The organism is Paraburkholderia sp. JPY419 (genome assembly GCF_050435705.1).
Classification (GTDB): domain Bacteria; phylum Pseudomonadota; class Gammaproteobacteria; order Burkholderiales; family Burkholderiaceae; genus Paraburkholderia; species Paraburkholderia youngii.
Genome location: NZ_JBNDKV010000004.1, coordinates 2,049,323 through 2,065,865, shown reverse-complemented (window position 1 = coordinate 2,065,865; position 16,543 = coordinate 2,049,323). Strand labels below are relative to the sequence as shown.

Annotated in this window: 12 protein-coding genes; 9 read left to right on the top strand and 3 right to left on the bottom strand. The window is 64.6% G+C overall.

Features of this window, described 5'->3' with window-relative positions; genetic code table 11:
• The first annotated feature begins 31 nt into the window (after positions 1–31).
• Complete coding sequence (locus tag QFZ91_RS37865; protein ID WP_429570405.1) at positions 32–1,363, top strand: MFS transporter; 1,332 nt, start codon at positions 32–34, stop codon at positions 1,361–1,363.
• A 393-nt stretch (positions 1,364–1,756) separates the two neighbouring features.
• Here QFZ91_RS37865 and QFZ91_RS37860 read toward each other — a convergent pair whose 3' ends face one another.
• The gene (locus QFZ91_RS37860; protein ID WP_429485479.1) at positions 1,757–2,488 is read right to left on the bottom strand and encodes a GntR family transcriptional regulator; all 732 of its coding nucleotides are present in this window, start codon (positions 2,486–2,488) and stop codon (positions 1,757–1,759) included.
• A gap of 170 nt (positions 2,489–2,658) precedes the next feature.
• Between QFZ91_RS37860 and QFZ91_RS37855 the strand changes: the two genes are divergently transcribed.
• The 4 genes from QFZ91_RS37855 (at position 2,659) to QFZ91_RS37840 (ending at position 9,173) form a co-directional block, all read left to right on the top strand.
• Positions 2,659–3,867 carry a pyridoxal-phosphate-dependent aminotransferase family protein gene (locus QFZ91_RS37855; protein WP_429570404.1) on the top strand — a complete coding sequence of 403 codons (1,209 nt, stop codon included), beginning with the start codon at positions 2,659–2,661 and terminating at the stop codon, positions 3,865–3,867.
• A 187-nt stretch (positions 3,868–4,054) separates the two neighbouring features.
• The gene (locus QFZ91_RS37850; RefSeq protein WP_176107125.1) at positions 4,055–5,341 is read left to right on the top strand and encodes an MFS transporter; all 1,287 of its coding nucleotides are present in this window, start codon (positions 4,055–4,057) and stop codon (positions 5,339–5,341) included.
• A gap of 2 nt (positions 5,342–5,343) precedes the next feature.
• Positions 5,344–6,093: a 2-keto-4-pentenoate hydratase gene (locus QFZ91_RS37845; protein ID WP_176378828.1), complete on the top strand. Its 750-nt coding sequence runs from the start codon at positions 5,344–5,346 to the stop codon at positions 6,091–6,093.
• Positions 6,094–6,140: 47 nt separating this feature from the next.
• Positions 6,141–9,173, top strand: a complete 3,033-nt coding sequence (locus QFZ91_RS37840; RefSeq protein ID WP_429570403.1) for an FAD-binding and (Fe-S)-binding domain-containing protein — start codon at positions 6,141–6,143, stop codon at positions 9,171–9,173.
• Positions 9,174–9,211: 38 nt separating this feature from the next.
• Here the strand turns inward: QFZ91_RS37840 and QFZ91_RS37835 are convergent, their stop codons facing one another.
• Positions 9,212–10,087 carry a helix-turn-helix domain-containing protein gene (locus QFZ91_RS37835; RefSeq protein WP_176378830.1) on the bottom strand — a complete coding sequence of 292 codons (876 nt, stop codon included), beginning with the start codon at positions 10,085–10,087 and terminating at the stop codon, positions 9,212–9,214.
• Positions 10,088–10,321: 234 nt separating this feature from the next.
• Here QFZ91_RS37835 and QFZ91_RS37830 point away from each other — a divergent pair, with 234 nt between their 5' ends.
• From QFZ91_RS37830 to QFZ91_RS37815, 4 genes are all read left to right on the top strand, one after another.
• Positions 10,322–11,224: a DMT family transporter gene (locus QFZ91_RS37830; protein WP_429570402.1), complete on the top strand. Its 903-nt coding sequence runs from the start codon at positions 10,322–10,324 to the stop codon at positions 11,222–11,224.
• Positions 11,225–11,516: 292 nt separating this feature from the next.
• Positions 11,517–13,700, top strand: coding sequence for a hypothetical protein (locus tag QFZ91_RS37825; RefSeq protein WP_429570401.1), 2,184 nt, complete (start codon positions 11,517–11,519; stop codon positions 13,698–13,700).
• Positions 13,701–13,794: 94 nt separating this feature from the next.
• Positions 13,795–14,052, top strand: coding sequence for a hypothetical protein (locus QFZ91_RS37820; RefSeq protein WP_176107130.1), 258 nt, complete (start codon positions 13,795–13,797; stop codon positions 14,050–14,052).
• A 93-nt stretch (positions 14,053–14,145) separates the two neighbouring features.
• Entirely contained in the window at positions 14,146–14,745 is a 600-nt protein-coding gene (locus tag QFZ91_RS37815; protein ID WP_429570400.1) for a LysE family translocator, read from the top strand.
• 44 nt (positions 14,746–14,789) lie between these two features.
• Here the strand turns inward: QFZ91_RS37815 and QFZ91_RS37810 are convergent, their stop codons facing one another.
• Positions 14,790–16,520: an FAD-dependent oxidoreductase gene (locus tag QFZ91_RS37810; protein ID WP_176378834.1), complete on the bottom strand. Its 1,731-nt coding sequence runs from the start codon at positions 16,518–16,520 to the stop codon at positions 14,790–14,792.
• Between the last annotated feature and the right edge of the window lie 23 nt (positions 16,521–16,543).

Sequence of the window (16,543 nt, the reverse complement as noted above, 5' to 3'; positions counted from 1 at the left end):
GGCACCGCCGAATCCGGCATTGGAGACAAGCATGAGCGACCTGGGCGTAGTGGCGGGCAGTACCCGCGAACATGGCGCGGACGATCTCGCGGCAATCGTCCGCAAAGTTGCGTGGAGGCTGATGCCGCTCATCATGATCTGCTATCTGTTCGCGTTCTTCGACCGCATCAATATCAGCTTCGCAAAGTTCCAGCTGCAAAGCGATCTGGGCTTGTCCGATACCGCGTACGCTCTCGGCGCGAGTCTGTTCGTGATCGGCTACGTGCTGTTCGAGGTGCCGAGCAACCTGTTCCTGTACAAGGTCGGCGCGCGACGCTGGATCGCGCGGATCATGATTTCGTGGGGACTCGCGACCGCGGCGATGGTGTTCGTCAACAACGAATGGCAGTTCTACGGGCTGCGCTTCGTGATCGGCGCGATGGAAGCGGGCTTCGCGCCCGGCGTACTGTACTACCTGACGCTGTGGTTTCCGGCCGCATGTCGCGGCCGCATCACGTCGATGCTGTTTCTCGCATCGGCGTTTTCGGGGCTGGTCGGTGCGCCGCTCGCTGGGCTCGTGATCGGTCATATGGACGGCGTGCTCGGCATGCCGGGCTGGCACTGGCTGTTTCTGCTCGGCGGCTTGCCGTGTGTGGTGCTCGGTTTGCTGGTGCTGAAGCTGCTGAAGGATCGCATCGACGATGCAGACTGGCTGTCCTCGGCGGAGAAGAGCTTGCTCGCCGGGCAGATCGCACAGCAAAGCCGCCCGGCGCCGACCGGCCATTCGCTGCTGGGCGCGCTGAAAACGCCGGGCTTCCTGACCCTCGGGCTCGTGTACTTCCTGATTCAGATCGCGTCGTACGGTCTGAATTTCTGGGCACCGCATCTGATTCACGTGGCGGGCACGAAGAATCCCACTGTAGTCGGCCTGCTGACGGCGGTGCCTTATGTGTGCGGCGCGATCTGCATGGTGGTGGTCGGGCGCCTGTCGGACGCGAGCGGCGAGCGGCGCAAGTTCGTGTTCGGGCTGCTGTTGATGTCGGCGCTCGGCTTCTTCGCCGCGGGCTACTTCGACAAGCAGACCGCCTTGCTGGTGGTCGCGCTTGCGGTGATGGGCGCGGGCGTGGTCGCATCGATTCCGGCATTCTGGGCGCTGCCGCCCAAGCTGCTGACGGGCGCGGGCGCCGCGGGCGGTATCGCGTTGATCAACACGCTCGGGCAACTCGGCGGGATCGTGAGCCCGGTGATGGTGGGCCGTGTGAAGGATCTGACCGGCAGCACGACGCCGGCGCTATATGTGATCGGCACGATGAGCGTGGTATGCGCGCTGATCGTGCTGTATGGGCTGCCGGAGTCGCTGCGCAGCCGTGAAACGACGCAGTGAAATCGATGTGGACGGCGCGGTCGTTCGCTTGCATCAGGCGACGTGCCGCGCCGCTGCCCGCTCCCGCATCCGCGAGCGATAGGCCTGCCGCATCAATCACTTGGCAGGCCTGTGCGCAGGTTGTCCACAAGCTTGTTCCCAAACTATGTGGACAACTGGTCTTCGAGGTTGGTCCGACTGATACGGCATCCTTGCCAAGCCCGCTCTCCGCTATCACGGACTCCGTAGCGACGCTCGCTGCCTACGCGTGCACCGCACGCGGATAGTTCTCACGCTTCAAGCACTTAAGCTCGCTGTGCGAAGGTTGTCCACAGGCTTGCCAACAATTTAGGTGGACAAGTTTTGTTTGCCGATGGGGTGACGAGGAGCGGGACTCGGTATCGGTTGTCCGCATCACGCCTTCAACACGGAGGCCGAAGCGACCACTTCCTCCTGCACCGGCACCTGCAAAACCGCGTCCCGCTTATCGAGCAGATGCTGACGCAAAATCGCGCTGAGCTTCTTGCCGTCGCGAGCCTCGAGCGCCTTCAGCATTTCATCGTGATCGTGAATCGCGCGGTCCCACTTCGGCGTCTGATAGTTCGAGCGAAAGCGCAGCGCCTGCAGCCGCCGGTTGACCGACACATAGGTCTGTCGCAGCGCTGAATTCCTCGCCGCTTCGTTGATCTTGTCGTGAATCGCCTGGTTGCGGCTGTAGTAGCCCGGCAGATCGTTCTGCGCGCGGCATGCGAGCATCGCGTAATGCAGGGCCTTGATTTCCGCGAGTTCGGCCGCCGTGATGCGTTCGGCTGCGAGTTCGCCCGAAAACGCTTCGAGGCCGCTCATCAATTCGAAGGTTTCGCGCACTTCCGCCTCCGACATTTTCGACACCGACGCGCCCCGGTTCGGCGAAATCTCGATCAAACCCTCGGCGGCCAGCACCTTCAGCGCCTCGCGCAGCGGTGTGCGCGAAATGCCGAGCGTTTCGCACAACTCGCGCTCGTTCAGTTTCTTGCCGGGCTCCAGCACCCCCTCGACGATAAAGCGGCGGATGTGCTCCACCACCGTGTCATGCAGGCGCTGACGCTCGACCTTCGGCATCAGCGGGGCAGCGGTCACACCCGCGTCAAAATCCGAATTTTGCATACAAAAACCCTAAGCGTTAATGATGGGGGATTTTATCGGAACCATATCGATTAGTTAATCAAGCGCAGACGCGGGTAAACACGGGCCTCAACGAGCATATTTCGTCTTGGGAGCGTCCCCGTTCTTCTGATACAGTTTTTTGAATGCAAAATTCAAATTGGAGGAGCCCGATGCTGAAGCTAGATTTTCATCCCGCTGGCCGTCACTTCCTGCAGATTCCGGGGCCGAGTCCGGTGCCCGATCGTATCCTCCGCGCGATGAGCTACCCGACCATCGACCACCGCGGCCCCGAGTTCGGCGAACTGGGTCTCAAGGTGCTCGACGGCATCAAGAAGATCTTCAAGACGCAGCAGCCGGTCGTCATCTATCCGGCGTCCGGCACGGGCGCATGGGAAGCCGCGTTGTCGAATACGCTGAGCCCCGGCGATCACGTGCTGATGTTCGAGACCGGCCACTTCGCGACGCTATGGAAAAAGATGGCCGAGAAGCTCGGCCTGAAGCCCGAGTTCCTGGGTCTGCCAGGCATCGAAGGCTGGCGGCGCGGCGTGCAGCCGCAGATGATCGAAGAGCGCCTGCGCGCCGACCCGCAGCATGCGATCAAGGCGGTCTGCGTCGTGCACAACGAAACCTCGACCGGCGTCACGTCCAACATCGCCGCCGTGCGTCGCGCGATCGACGCCGCGGGTCATCCGGCGCTGCTGCTCGTCGATACGATCTCCGGTCTCGCGTGTGCCGATTACCGCCACGACGAATGGGGCGTCGACGTGACGGTGTCGGGCTCGCAAAAGGGCTTGATGCTGCCGCCGGGCATCAGCTTCAACGCGATCTCGCCCAAGGCGATGGCCGCCAACCAGCACGCGAAGCTGCCGCGCAGCTTCTGGGACTGGTCGGAAATCGTCGAAATGAACAAGACCGGCTACTGGCCGTACACGCCGAACACGAACCTGCTGTACGGCCTGCACGAAGCGATCGAGATGATTCTCGGCGAAGGGCTCGACAACGTGTTCGCGCGTCACGAGCGGCTCGCGGAAGCGACTCGCCGCGCGGTGCGTGCGTGGGGCCTCGAAATCCAGTGCGCCGATCCCGCCGTCTATAGCCCGGTGCTCACGGGCGTGATGATGCCCGACGGCGTCGATGCCGACGCGGTGCGCAAGCTGATCTACGAGCGCTTCGACATGTCGCTCGGCACGGGCCTCGGCAAGTTGAAAGGCCGCATGTTCCGCATCGGTCATCTCGGCGATTGCAACGACTTGACGCTGCTCGCGACCTTGGCCGGCTGCGAAATGGGTCTGCGGCTTGCTGGCGTGCCGATCAAGCAAAGCGGCATGCCGGCCGCGATGGAGTGGCTGAGCCTGGCACCGAAGACGTCGGGGTTGTAGGCCGCGGCATAAGCGCCAGCAGCAGGAAACAACCCGCAACACCAGGGAGCGCATTTCTCATCGAGCCGCGCGCAGAACGCGGCCATCACAACATGCAATGCGTCATAACGGCTGTCGCGGCCGACGGGCGACGAGGCAGCGCGCCACTTCAGGCGCGCCGTCGACACATGTCACGGAGAGAGAGACGATGAAAAGGTTTCGTTTGACCAGTGCGACCAGTATCGTTCTAGTGATGCTGTGCATCATGTACTTCATCACGTACCTCGATCGCGTGAACGTCAGCACCGCGGCCGCGGGTTTCGGCAAGGAATTCAATCTCACGCATACGCAGGTCGGCCTCGTGTTCTCGGCTTTCGCGTATCCGTATCTGCTGTTTCAGGTAATCGGCGGCTGGGTCAGCGATCGTTTCGGCGCACGACGCACGCTGCTGTTTTGCGGTGCGATTTGGGGTCTCGCTACGGTGTTCACGGGCCTCGCGGGCGGCCTCGCTTCGTTGCTCGCCGCACGGCTCGTGCTCGGTTTCGGCGAAGGCGCGACGTTCCCGGCCGCAACGTCGGCGATGTCGCGCTGGGTCGCGAAAGAAAAACGCGGCTTCGCGCAGGGCATCACGCACGCGGCGTCGCGAGTCGGCAATGCGGTCGCGCCGGCGCTCATCGTGCTCGTGATGACCACCTGGGGCTGGCGCGAATCGTTCTATATCTGCGGCGCGCTGAGCCTGGTGTGGGTCGCCCTGTGGGCGATCACGTTCACCGAGCATCCGAAAGATCATCCGCGCATCACGCCCGAGGAACTCGCGGTGCTGCCCGCGGTGAAGCCGAAAGTCGCAGGCCTGCCGTGGGGCAAGCTGTTTCGTCGCATGACGCCGGTCACGATCGTCTACTTCTGCTACGGCTGGACGCTGTGGCTGTTCCTGAGCTGGATTCCGCTGTACTTCCTGCATAACCATCATCTGCAGTTGCAGAAGTCGGCGATCTTCGCGTCAGTCGTGTTCTTCGCCGGCGTGATCGGCGATACGCTGGGCGGCCTCGTCACCGATGCGATTTTCAAGCGTACCGGCAGCCTCAAACGCGCGCGCAGCTGGATGGTGTCGGTGTGCATGCTGTTCTGCCTGCTGTCGCTGATTCCGTTGATGTTCACGCATGACCTGACGCTGTCGATCGCCTGTCTCGCGTCGGGCTTCTTTTTCGCCGAGATGACGATCGGCCCGATGTGGGCGATCCCGATGGATATCGCGCCGGAATTCTCCGGCACCGCGAGCGGCATGATGAACACGGGCTCGGCGCTCGCCGCGATCATCTCGCCGGTGATGGGCGGCTTTCTGATCGACCACTTCGGCAACTGGGATCTGCCGTTCGTCGGCAGCATGTTGCTAATGGGCATCGGCGTCGTGCTTGCGTTCCGCATGCAGCCGGAGAGCCGCTTCGAACTCAGCGCGTCGGAGAAGGCGCAGGTTTCCACCCGGCTAGGCGCGTAAACATGACTTCGTCACTGAGCCAGCTTCTTGCCGATGCGCGTCGCAGTCGCACGGTGCTCGATGCGTTGCCGCCCGAGCAGATTCCAGCCGATGCCGACGCGGCCTACGCAATCCAGCATGAAATCCTGAGCGCGTGCGGCGCGCGAATCGGCGGCTGGAAGATCGGCGCGAAATCGGCGAGCGGACCGATTCAAGGCGCGCCATTGCCCGACACCGATCTGCACGCCGATGGCGCGCGTCTGTCGCGCGAAGGTTTCGCGCCGCTCGGGCTCGAACTCGAGGTCGCGTTCCGTTTCGGCCGGCGCTTCGAGCCGTCCGCGACGCCGTACGGTGAAGACGAAGTGCTGGCGGGCATCGGCTCGATCGGCGCGACCATCGAGATCGTCGCGAGCCGCTATGCCGAGTGGCCCGCCATCGACAAACTCGCGCAGCTCGCGGATCTGCAGAATCACGGCGCGCTGATCGTCGGTGAATTCGCGCGGTATCGGGAGGACTTTCCGTACGTCGCGCCGTCGCTGAGTTTCGAGTTCAACGGACGCAATGTCGTCGCAACGACGCCCGCGAATCCGGCCGGCGATCCGCGGCGGCTGTTGACGTGGCTCGTCAATCACGCGAGTGCGCGCGAAATCGCGGTGACCCCGGAGATGGTGATCACCGCCGGTTCGTACACCGGCATGTTCTTTCCGCGCGAGGCAGGCAACGTGAGTGGGCATATCGAAGGACTCGCGCCGGTGCATCTGACGCTGTATTAGGTAATTCGAGCCGCGCGGCTCACGCGCGCTCCTCATAGGCCGATGAAATGACGAATCCCACTGCGGGCTTGCTCGTCAAGCCGATCCATCTGGTCCCTTCCGCCGCGCGCGCCACGAGTCCGCTCGCGCAGCATCTGCGCAAAGCGCTGCGCGGCGACGTGCTGTTCGATCTCGCGAGCCGCGGCCGCTACGCGACCGATGCGTCGATCTATCAGATCATGCCGGTCGGCGTCGTGGTGCCGCGCGATCAGGACGACCTGCGCGTCGTGCTCGAAATTGCGCGCAGCGAGAAAGTACCGCTGCTCGCGCGCGGCGCGGGCACGAGCCAGTGCGGGCAGACGGTCGGCGAAGCGCTGGTGGTCGATACGAGCAAGTGGCTCAACAACATCGTCGCGTTCGATGCCGACGCGCGCGCCGTGACGGTCGAGCCCGGCGTCGTGCTCGATCATCTGAACGCGTGGCTGAAGCCGCATGGACTGTGGTTCCCGGTCGATGTATCGACTTCCGCGCAGTGCACGATCGGCGGCATGGCGGGCAACAACTCGTGCGGCTCGCGCTCGATCGAATACGGCAACATGGTGCACAACGTCGACGCGATCGACGCGATCCTCGCCGACGGCAGCGAAGCGCGCTTCGCGTCGCTGCGCGAGACGCCGCAAGGCGAGCGCTTGCAGCAGATCGTCGCGGGCGTCACGCGGATCGCGCAGCGCGAGCGTGATGAAATCGTCGCGCGCGTGCCGAAGGTGCTGCGCCGCGTGGCGGGCTACAACATCGATCTGTTCGACTGCCAGAACCCGCGCGCCTATACCGATGACGGCAGCGCGAACCTCGCCCATCTGCTGGTCGGCTCGGAGGGCACGCTCGCGTTCAGCCGGCAGATCACGCTGAAGCTCGCGCCGCTGCCTGCGCACAAGGCGCTTGGCGTGGTCAACTTTCCGACCTTCCGGCAATCGATGGCGCTCACGCAGCACATCGTCAAGCTGAAGCCGGTCGCGGTCGAACTGGTCGATCGCACGATGATCGATCTCGCGTTGAGCAATCCCGCGTTTCGTCCGGTGATCGAGAAGGCGCTGGTCGGTGAGCCGCAGGCGATTCTGCTCGTCGAGTTCGCGGGCGAGGATCGCGACGCGCAGCTCGCGTCGCTGAAGCAGCTCACCGAGTTGATGGGCGAGCTGGGCCTGCCCGATTCGGTCGTCGAGATGCCGGAGGCGAATGCGCAGAAAGCGCTGTGGGAAGTGCGCAAGGCGGGTCTCAACATCATGATGAGCATGAAGGGCGACGGCAAGCCGGTGTCCTTCATCGAAGACTGCGCGGTGCCGCTCGAACATCTCGCCGACTACACGAGCCGCCTGACCGACGTGTTTCATCGCCACGGCACCGAAGGCACCTGGTACGCGCATGCGAGCGTCGGCACGCTGCACGTGCGGCCGATTCTCGACATGCGCCGCGACGGCGCGACGAAGATGCGCGCGATCGCCGAGGAAGCGGCCGCGCTCGTGCGCGAGTACAAGGGCGCGTATTCCGGCGAGCATGGCGACGGTCTGTGCCGCGGCGAATGGGTCGCGTGGCAATACGGGCCACGGCTCAACGAGGCGTTCAGCGAGATCAAGGCGCTGTTCGATCCGGACAATCGCTTCAATCCAGACAAGATCGTGCGTCCGCCGAAGATGGACGACGCGCGCAATTTCCGTTTTGCGGCGGGCTATCGCGAACAGCGCATCGAAACCGTACTCGACTGGTCGACGTGGAACGTGAAGCGCGATCCGCTGACGGGAGAAGAAAGCGCGCCGGGCAGCGGCGACGACCTGAGCGGCGGCCTCGCGAAAGCGGTCGAGATGTGCAACAACAACGGCCACTGTCGCAAGTTCGACGCGGGCACGATGTGCCCGAGTTATCGCGTGACGAAGGACGAGCAGCATCTGACGCGCGGGCGAGCCAATACGTTGCGGCTCGCGATTTCGGGCCAGCTCGGCGAAAGCGGACTCGCGAGCGATGACGTGAAGGAAACGCTCGACCTGTGCGTATCGTGCAAGGGCTGCAAGCGCGATTGCCCGACCGGCGTCGATATGGCGAAGTTCAAGATCGAGGCGCGCGCGGCGCGGGTGAAGACGCATGGCGTGCGGCTGCGCGACAGGCTCGTCGCGTTCATGCCGCGCTATGCGGGCGCGGCGAGCCGCATGCCGGGACTGCTGGCGCTCGCGGACAACGTGCCGGTGCTGTCGGCGTGGTTCAAGCGCTCGGTCGGGTTCGCTGCCGAGCGGAATCTGCCGCGGTTCAAGAAGGCGTTTCTGGCCGATGCGGTGCCCGCGAAGGCTGCACGCAGCGCTGCGCAGCCGTCCGCACTGAAAGAAGTTCTGCTGTTCGTCGATACCTTCAACAATCACCTCGAACCTGACAACGCGCGTGCCGCACAACTGGTGCTCGAAGCGGCGGGCTACACGGTCCACTTCAATGCGCGCCCGGGCGAGCGTCCCGTGTGCTGCGGCCGCACGTTTCTCGCGGCGGGTCTCGTCGATGAAGCGAAACGGGAGGCGCGGCGCATGCTCGAACTCTTCAGGCCGTTCGTCGAACGCGGCGTGCCGGTGGTAGGGCTGGAGCCATCGTGTCTGCTGTCGTTGCGCGACGAATTCCTGCAGTACGGTTTCGGCGACGAAGCTCAGCGCCTCGCGAAGCACGCGTTTCTATTCGAGGAATTCCTCGTGCGCGAAGAAAAGGCCGGACGTTTGCAGCTCAAATTGAAACCGCTGCCAATGCGGCAGGCGCTCGTGCACGGCCACTGCCATCAGAAGGCGTTCGATGCATTCACGCCGGTGCAGACCGTGCTGAAGTGGATTCCCGAATTGAAGGTATCGACGGTCGAATCGTCGTGCTGCGGTATGGCCGGCAGCTTCGGCTATGAAGCCGAGCACTACGCGACCTCGCAGGCGATGGCGGAGTTGTCGCTGCTACCCGCGGTGCGCAAGCTCGACGCCGCCACGGTGATGGTCGCCGATGGCACCAGCTGCCGGCATCAGATTCACGATGGCGCGGGCGTCGACGCGATCCACGTCGCGCGCGTGCTGGCGATGGCGCTGCAATGACGCGGAGCTAGCTGGAAAGCGAAACTCGAACGCGAGACTCAAACGCCGATAGCCTGCCGGAACCCGCTCGGCGTCACCCCGACGGCCTCGCGAAACCGGTGGCTAAAGTGACTCGCGTTCGCATAGCCGCATTGCGAGGCGATCTGCGCAAGCGGCAACGTCGTCGTGCGCAGCAGCGTGCGCGCGCGATCGAGCCGTTGCCGCGCGATCCAGGCGGCCGGCGGCAACCCGAACGACTCGCGAAACATCCGCGCGAGATGAAACTCCGACAGCGCCGCGACACCCGACAACTCACCGAGCGTCAACGGCTGCGCGAGACGACTGTCGATATAGTCGCGCAGGCGGCGCCGCGTCGCGGCCGACAGCCCGCCCTTCAGCGCCACGTTCGCGCGCCGCACGCCTTGTCCGTGCAACAGCAGGCTCAGCACTTCGTGCGCGGTCTCGTTGGTGCGCAGCAGGCCGTCGGGACTTTCCCACTCCTCGTCGACGAGCGCCTGGCACAGACTCGCAATGCGCGGGTCTTCGAAATAGGTCCGATCGGCGAGCGTCAATTCGCGCGGCTCGCGGTCGAGCTCCTGTACCGCGCGTCGCGTGAAGTGCTCGGGCAGGAAATACAGGTGCATGAAGTGCATATGGCCGCGCACCCACCAGCGCGATTCGTGATCGCCGGGCAGTGCGCACAGCCGCGACGGCGCGCCGTAGTGGCCCGGCATTTTCTGGCGCTCGGTGCGATAGCCGCCGTCCAGATAGCATGACAGCGTGTGATGGCCGGGCCGCTCGTAGATGGTCTCGGCTTCCTTCGTGTCGCGGGTCCATAGCGCGATCGCGAGTCCGTCGCCGAGCCACGCGAAGCGGTCCAGATGCGCGTTCGCACTGGCGAGCGTGTGACAGACCGACTGCAGGCCAAAAGGCATGCTGGCGGCGGCTATCACGGGGGCGAACGGGCTGGCGGTCACGGCGGCGAGCGGAGGTTTTCCGGTGATGCGTAGGGTTGAGCGGCCAGTATACGGCGCGGCCAGTCTGGCCGCTCATTGCCACGAAAAAGTGCGCAAGTTTGGACAATTGCGGGCGGCGGCGCGGTTGCATAGTCGAACTATCGTCAATGCTGCGCGTTATGGCAGCCTGTCATTGCAGTCCGAGGCCCGGCCATGAATCTCTTGCTTTATGCCGTCACCGTGCTGATCTGGGGCACCACGTGGATCGCGATCAAATGGCAACTCGGCGCGGTGCCGCCGCCGGTATCGATTGCATGGCGTTTCTGGATCGCGGCGCTGCTGCTGTTCGCGCTGCTGCGCATCATGCGCCGGCCGATCTGGCCGCCGCTCGGCGCCTGGCGCTACCTCGCCGCGCAGGGCCTCGCGCTGTTCTGCCTGAATTTCCTGTGCTTCTATTACGCCGAACAGATCGTGCCGAGCGGGCTCGTCGCGGTGGTGTTTTCGACCGCGCCGCTGCTGAACTCGATCAACGGACGGCTGTTCATGGGCAGGCCGCTGCAGCCGAGCGCGATTGCGGGCGCATTGCTCGGGCTCGTCGGCATCGTCTGTCTGTTCATGCAGCAGATGGCCGGGCATCTCGGCGATCACACCGCGTGGCTCGGACTCGGCGTCGCGTTTCTCGGCACGCTGTGCTTCTCGGCCGGCAACCTTCTGTCGAGCCGCATGCAGTCGATGGGCCTGCATCCGTTCGCGACGAATAGCTGGGCGATGCTGATCGGCGCGGCTGTCCTGACGCTCGGTAGTCTGTTCGCCGGCTATTCGTTCGCGGTTGAACCGTCGGCGCGCTATCTTGGCGCGCTCGCGTATCTCGCGGTGTTCGGCTCGGTGATCGGCTTTACGGCGTATCTGATGCTGGTCGGCCGCATGGGCCCGGAGCGCGCCGCCTACTGCACGGTGCTGTTTCCGATCGTCGCGCTCGCGGCGTCCACGCTGTTCGAGGGTTACCGCTGGTCAGTGCTCCCGGTGGTCGGTCTGCTGCTCGTGCTGGCCGGCAATCTGGTCGCGTTCGATCTGACGCGACGGATTTTCGTGCGTCGCAGGGCGGCGCGATCCTGATGTGCATCGCGCTCGAGGTGAGGATTTACAGGAGCAGAAAAAGCGCCTGAATCTCTGGCCGGTGAGCTTTTACGGGAACCGGTTTTTACCGGATTCGTGAAGTAAAGATTTTGTTGGTAACGTAAATCGATGCAAATGGAATGGAATTGGATGTGGCGGCATTCAATTATCATTTTTTTATCAATACGTTTGCTAGTTTTATGTGAGAGGATAAAACGCCAACTCTGGTACAGGCGAAGCACGCCGGTCTGCCTTACCGTGCGTGCTTCGCGCTTAGCAAGGATCGACCGCCGTGAAGCTTTTGCCCCGTCTTGGCCTGGCCGTGGTTCTAATCCATAGCCTGATTTCCCCGCATGTCTCCGCCCAATCCCAATTGAATTACACGACTTCATGGATCGGTAATAGTTTCGGATTTGGCGACGGCAAATGGATGCAGCAGGATATTCAGGCCATTAGCGTCGATGCCAATGGCACCGTTTATACGAATGCGCCGTGGGACGAGAGCGGCAGCGAAATCGCCGCGTATCGTGCGGGCGACAAGCTCGCGGTCGCCGGTTCGACGCACGGCTGGGGCGCGGCCGGCGGCGACGCGGTGGCGGTGAATCACACGTACCTGTACGCGGCGATGTCGATCGGCAACGAGAACAATGCGCTGGTCGGCGCCGACTATCCGCCGGCGAATCAGACCTGGTACGGCATCACGCGACGCACGCTCGCGAATCTCGCGGCCGGCGCGCCGTTTTCCGGCGGCATCGGCAATAGCGCGAACGCGACGAAGAACAGTTTCGTCGCGATACAAACGGTGAAGACCGGCATCGACGCGGGCATTCGCGGCCTCGCCGCGACCGACAGCGAGCTCTATGTGGCCGACACCTACGGCAACCGGATCGTCGTGTACGACGCGCAATCCATGCAGCCGCTGCGTTCGTGGAGCGTCGCATCGCCCGCGCGCATCGCGATCGACACCGACTCGACGCTGTGGATCATCAGCGGCTTCGGCACGGGCAGCCTGAGCATCCTGCACTACCGCGCCGACGGCACCGCGCTCGCCGGTCCCTTGGCGCTGCCCGCCGGAACCGTGCCGACCGACCTCACGGTCACGCCATCCGGCCAGCTGCTGGTCGCCGACAACAGCGTTTCGCAGCAGATTCTCGTGTTCAACAAAGGCGCGGGCGGCCAGATGCAGGGCGGCACGTCGATCGGCACGCGCAATGGCATCTTCCATCCGGTGCGCGGCGTGCCCGGTGACACGCGTTTCAACGGCATCACCGGCATCGGCGTCGATGCGGCCGGCAATCTGTACGTCGCGCAAAACGGCGAAGGACCGCGCGCGCTGGGCTCGGCATCGGTCGGGCAAGGCGCGGTGCTGGAGAGTTACGTGTACGGCACGCGCGTGCTCAACTGGCGGCTCTACGGCCTGAGCTTCGTCGATAGCGGCGCGTTCGATCCGGCCACACCCGCTTCGATCTACACGGGCTCGAAGCGCTTCACGCTCGATTACCGGCAGCCGGTCGGCCACGAATGGTCATATGCGGCGTTCACGCTCGATCGCTTCGATTACCCCGAAGACCCCGCGTTTCACCAGCCGCGCGGCGTGCGCGGCGAACCGATGGTGCGCAGATTCAAAGGCCAGCGTTTTCTCTATACGCTCGATCCGGGCGCGCACTACCTGAACGTCTATCGCTTCGATGCCGCGCATGGTGAGATCGCGATTCCGTCGGGGATGCTCGCGCAGAATCCGCTGCCGGGCAGTTGGCCCGCCGCGCAACCAACTTACGGCGAATGGTTGTGGCGCGATAGCAATGGCAATGGCACCGTCGACGCGAGCGAGATCAGCGGCAATCCGTCGACCGGCAGCACGGTCGGCAACGGCTTCTGGTGGGTCGACGATTCCGGCAACGTGTGGCTCGCCACGCCATTGAGCGGCGTGCGCGAGATGCCGCTGCAAGGTCTCGACGCCGCCGGCAATCCGATCTACACGTACGCGAGCGCGAAGCTGTTCGCGATGCCCGCGCCGTTCACACGGCTCGCGCGGCTCGTCTACGTCGCAGCGACCGACACGATGTATCTGTCGGGTTTCACGAGCGCGATTCCGTGGGACCCGACGCACTGGAAGGAAGCGGGCCCGATGCTGGCGCGCTACGACAACTGGAGCAGCGGCACGCCGACCCTGACTTACACGGTCTCGCTGCCGTGGAACACGCAAAGCGATCCGCAGACCACCACGGTCGGCGTCGCGGTGGCGGGCAACTATATCTTCGTCGCCGAGCTGTACACCGATCGCATCGACGTCTACGACGCGCGCAACGGCACGGCGGTCGGTTACATGACGCCGGGCGCGAGCGTCGGCGGCACGAGCGGCTGGGTCGACGTGTATCTCGGCATCAGCGCGGTGCAGCGCGATAACGGCGAGTACGTGGTGCTGGTCGAAGACGACGCGCGCGCGAAGCTGCTGATGTATCGCTGGACGCCTTGACGTGGCTCGCCGTCGCGCCGAACACGAATAGACGGCGGCGCACGATCGGTATATAACAACTTTACCGATGCACTTAAAGGAGTGGTGTTCGATCATGACGCAAGACGTTCCTCCCAAGCCGCCCTCCGACGATCGTCCGGAGATCGAGCAGCTCGACGCGGCGCTCAGTCACGTCGATCAGCAGATGTCGTCAGGTGGCATTGCGTCGGGCGCGGCGAAAGGCATTGTGTACAGTCTGATCGAAACGCTCGGCGCGCTGGTCGGTGATCCCGATCTGCCGGAGCACGCGCGTTCGGGGTATGAAGGACTGCTGGAGGCGGCACGCGAGCTGCGTGCGAAGCTGGAGCGCTGAGCGGACCGCTGAACCGACGGGTCCGCTTCGGCGCAGCCATCGGGCTGTCTGTGCTACAAAGGCGCACTGTGTAATTCACCGTGCGCTTTTTTTATGCTCTCTGCGACCGAGATCGCGTTGCTGGCCACCGGCATCATCGTGGTACTGGTGACGCCCGGCCCCACCAACACGCTACTGGCGGCGGCCGGTTTGCGCGCCGGTTTGCGCCGCGCACTGCCGCTGATCGCCGCCGAACTGGCGGGCTATCTGGTGTCGATCTCCGCGTGGGGACGCTTCTTCGCGCACGCGGCGCAAGCGTGGCCGTGGCTGCCGTCCCTGCTGCGCGTGGCCGCGAGCGTGTATACCGCGTGGCTTGCGCTCGATATGTGGCGCGCGGCGGTGGCACTGCCCGGCTCGACGCAACGCGCTGGCAACGTGCGCGCGCTGTTCGTCGCGACTTTGCTCAATCCGAAAGGGCTGCTGTTCGGCGGCACGATCTTTCCGGCCGCCGCGTTCATGCACTTGCCCGCTTATCTGCTCGCGATGGCGATGTTCGCGTGCCTCGCCGCGCCGATCGCACTCGCGTGGATCGCGTTCGGCGCAGCGCTCGGCAGAGGTCGACTGGGCTGGCTCGAACCGGCGAGGGTGCAGCGCGGCGCGTCGATCGTGCTCGGCGTGTTCTCGGTGTCGCTCGCGTGGGCCGCGTTGCACTGAAGACGGATGCGGTAAAGACGATGCGCTAAAGACCGCACCGAGACTCACGCACCGAGCGCCACCTCTTCCCCGCTCATCTGTGCCAGCAACTGGTGAATCTGCGCGACTACGGCCGCGCCTTCGCCGACCGCCGCGGCCACGCGTTTCGTCGACCCGGCGCGCGCATCGCCGATCGCATAGACCCCGCCGACCGTAGTCCCGAGATCGCACGCGGTGGCCGAGCCGTCCGCGCTGATGCCGGTCAGCACGAAGCCTTTCGCGTCGAGCTGCACGCCGCAGGTGCGCAGCCATTCGGTGTTCGGGTCCGCGCCGGTGAAGAGAAACAGATGCCGCGTGTCGAAGTGATCGACGCCGTCGGGCAGCGGCCGCTTCAGCGCGACCGATACGAGGCCGTCCTCATCGCCCTCGAGCCGGCCCACTTCCGAATTCGGATGCACGTACACGTTCGGCAGCGAGCGGATGCGGTCGATCAGATAGCGCGACATCGTTGCCTCGAAACCGCTGCGGCGGATCAGCACGTGAACCTTGGCCGCGTGCGTCGCCAGATAGACGATCGCCTGGCCGGCCGAATTGCCGCCGCCCACCAGCACGACCTCCTGGCGCTTGCACAGCTTCGCCTCGACCGGCGACGCCCAGTAGTAGACGCCGCGTCCGTCGAAGCGCTCGAGCCCGTCGAGCGCAGGGCGCCGGTACACGGCGCCGCTCGCGATCACGATCGCCCGCGCGCTGATGTGACCGCCGCATTTCGTTTCGAGCCGATAAGGCGACTGCCCGCAATGCAGCGCCTGCACGCTGACCGGAATTGCAACGTGCGCGCCGAACTTCTGCGCCTGCACGAACGCGCGGCCGGCAAGCGCCTGGCCCGAGATGCCGGTCGGAAAGCCGAGGTAGTTTTCGATGCGCGAGCTCGCGCCCGCCTGGCCGCCCGGTGCGCGGCTGTCGAGCACGATCACCGACAGCCCTTCGGAGGCCGCGTACACCGCGGCGGCGAGTCCGGCCGGTCCCGCGCCGACGATTGCGACGTCGTATACGTACGTGTCGTCGAGATCGGGCAGCAGACCTAAGCGAGTGGCAAGCTCCGGCATGCTCGGATGACGCAGCACCGTGCCGTCCGGGCAGATCACGAGCGGCAGGTCCTCGCGCTGCGCGGCGAACTGCTCGATCAGCCGCAGCGCGTCTTCGTCGCGTTCGTCGATCACCGAATGCGGATGGCCGTTGCGCGACAGGAAGCCTTGCAGCATCACGAGCCGCGGGTCATTGCTGTTGCCGACGAGGATCGGCCCGCCTGCGCCCTTTTCGATCAGCGACACGCGCCGCAGAATCAGCGCGCGCATGATGCGCTCGCCGAGTTCCGCTTCGGCGACGATCAGCGCGCGCAGCCGGTCGGGCGGAATCAGCAGCGCTTCGACGGCGCTGGTCGCGAGGCCGTTCACCAGCGAGGGCTTGCCCGACAACTGCCCGACCTCGGCCAGGAAATGCCCGGCGCCGCGCTCGCTGATCACGTGCTCGCGGCCGATACCGTCACGCTGATAGACCTTCACGCGCCCTTTGAGCAGCACGAACATGCCTGGGCCGGTGTGGCCGGTCTCGAACAGCAACTCGCCGGACTTCCAGCGACCGATCTCGCCGAAGCGGCGCAGCCGGTCGATCTCGGCGCAAGTGAGCTCCGGAAACATCTGATGCAAACGCGTCGACAGCGAAGAAAACGGCGCGTCGGCGACGACTCCCTGCTGTCCTTCCACTTCTTGAGTCGAAACGTCCTGAGTCGAAAGCATTGAACCGCTCCTTCGATGTTCAT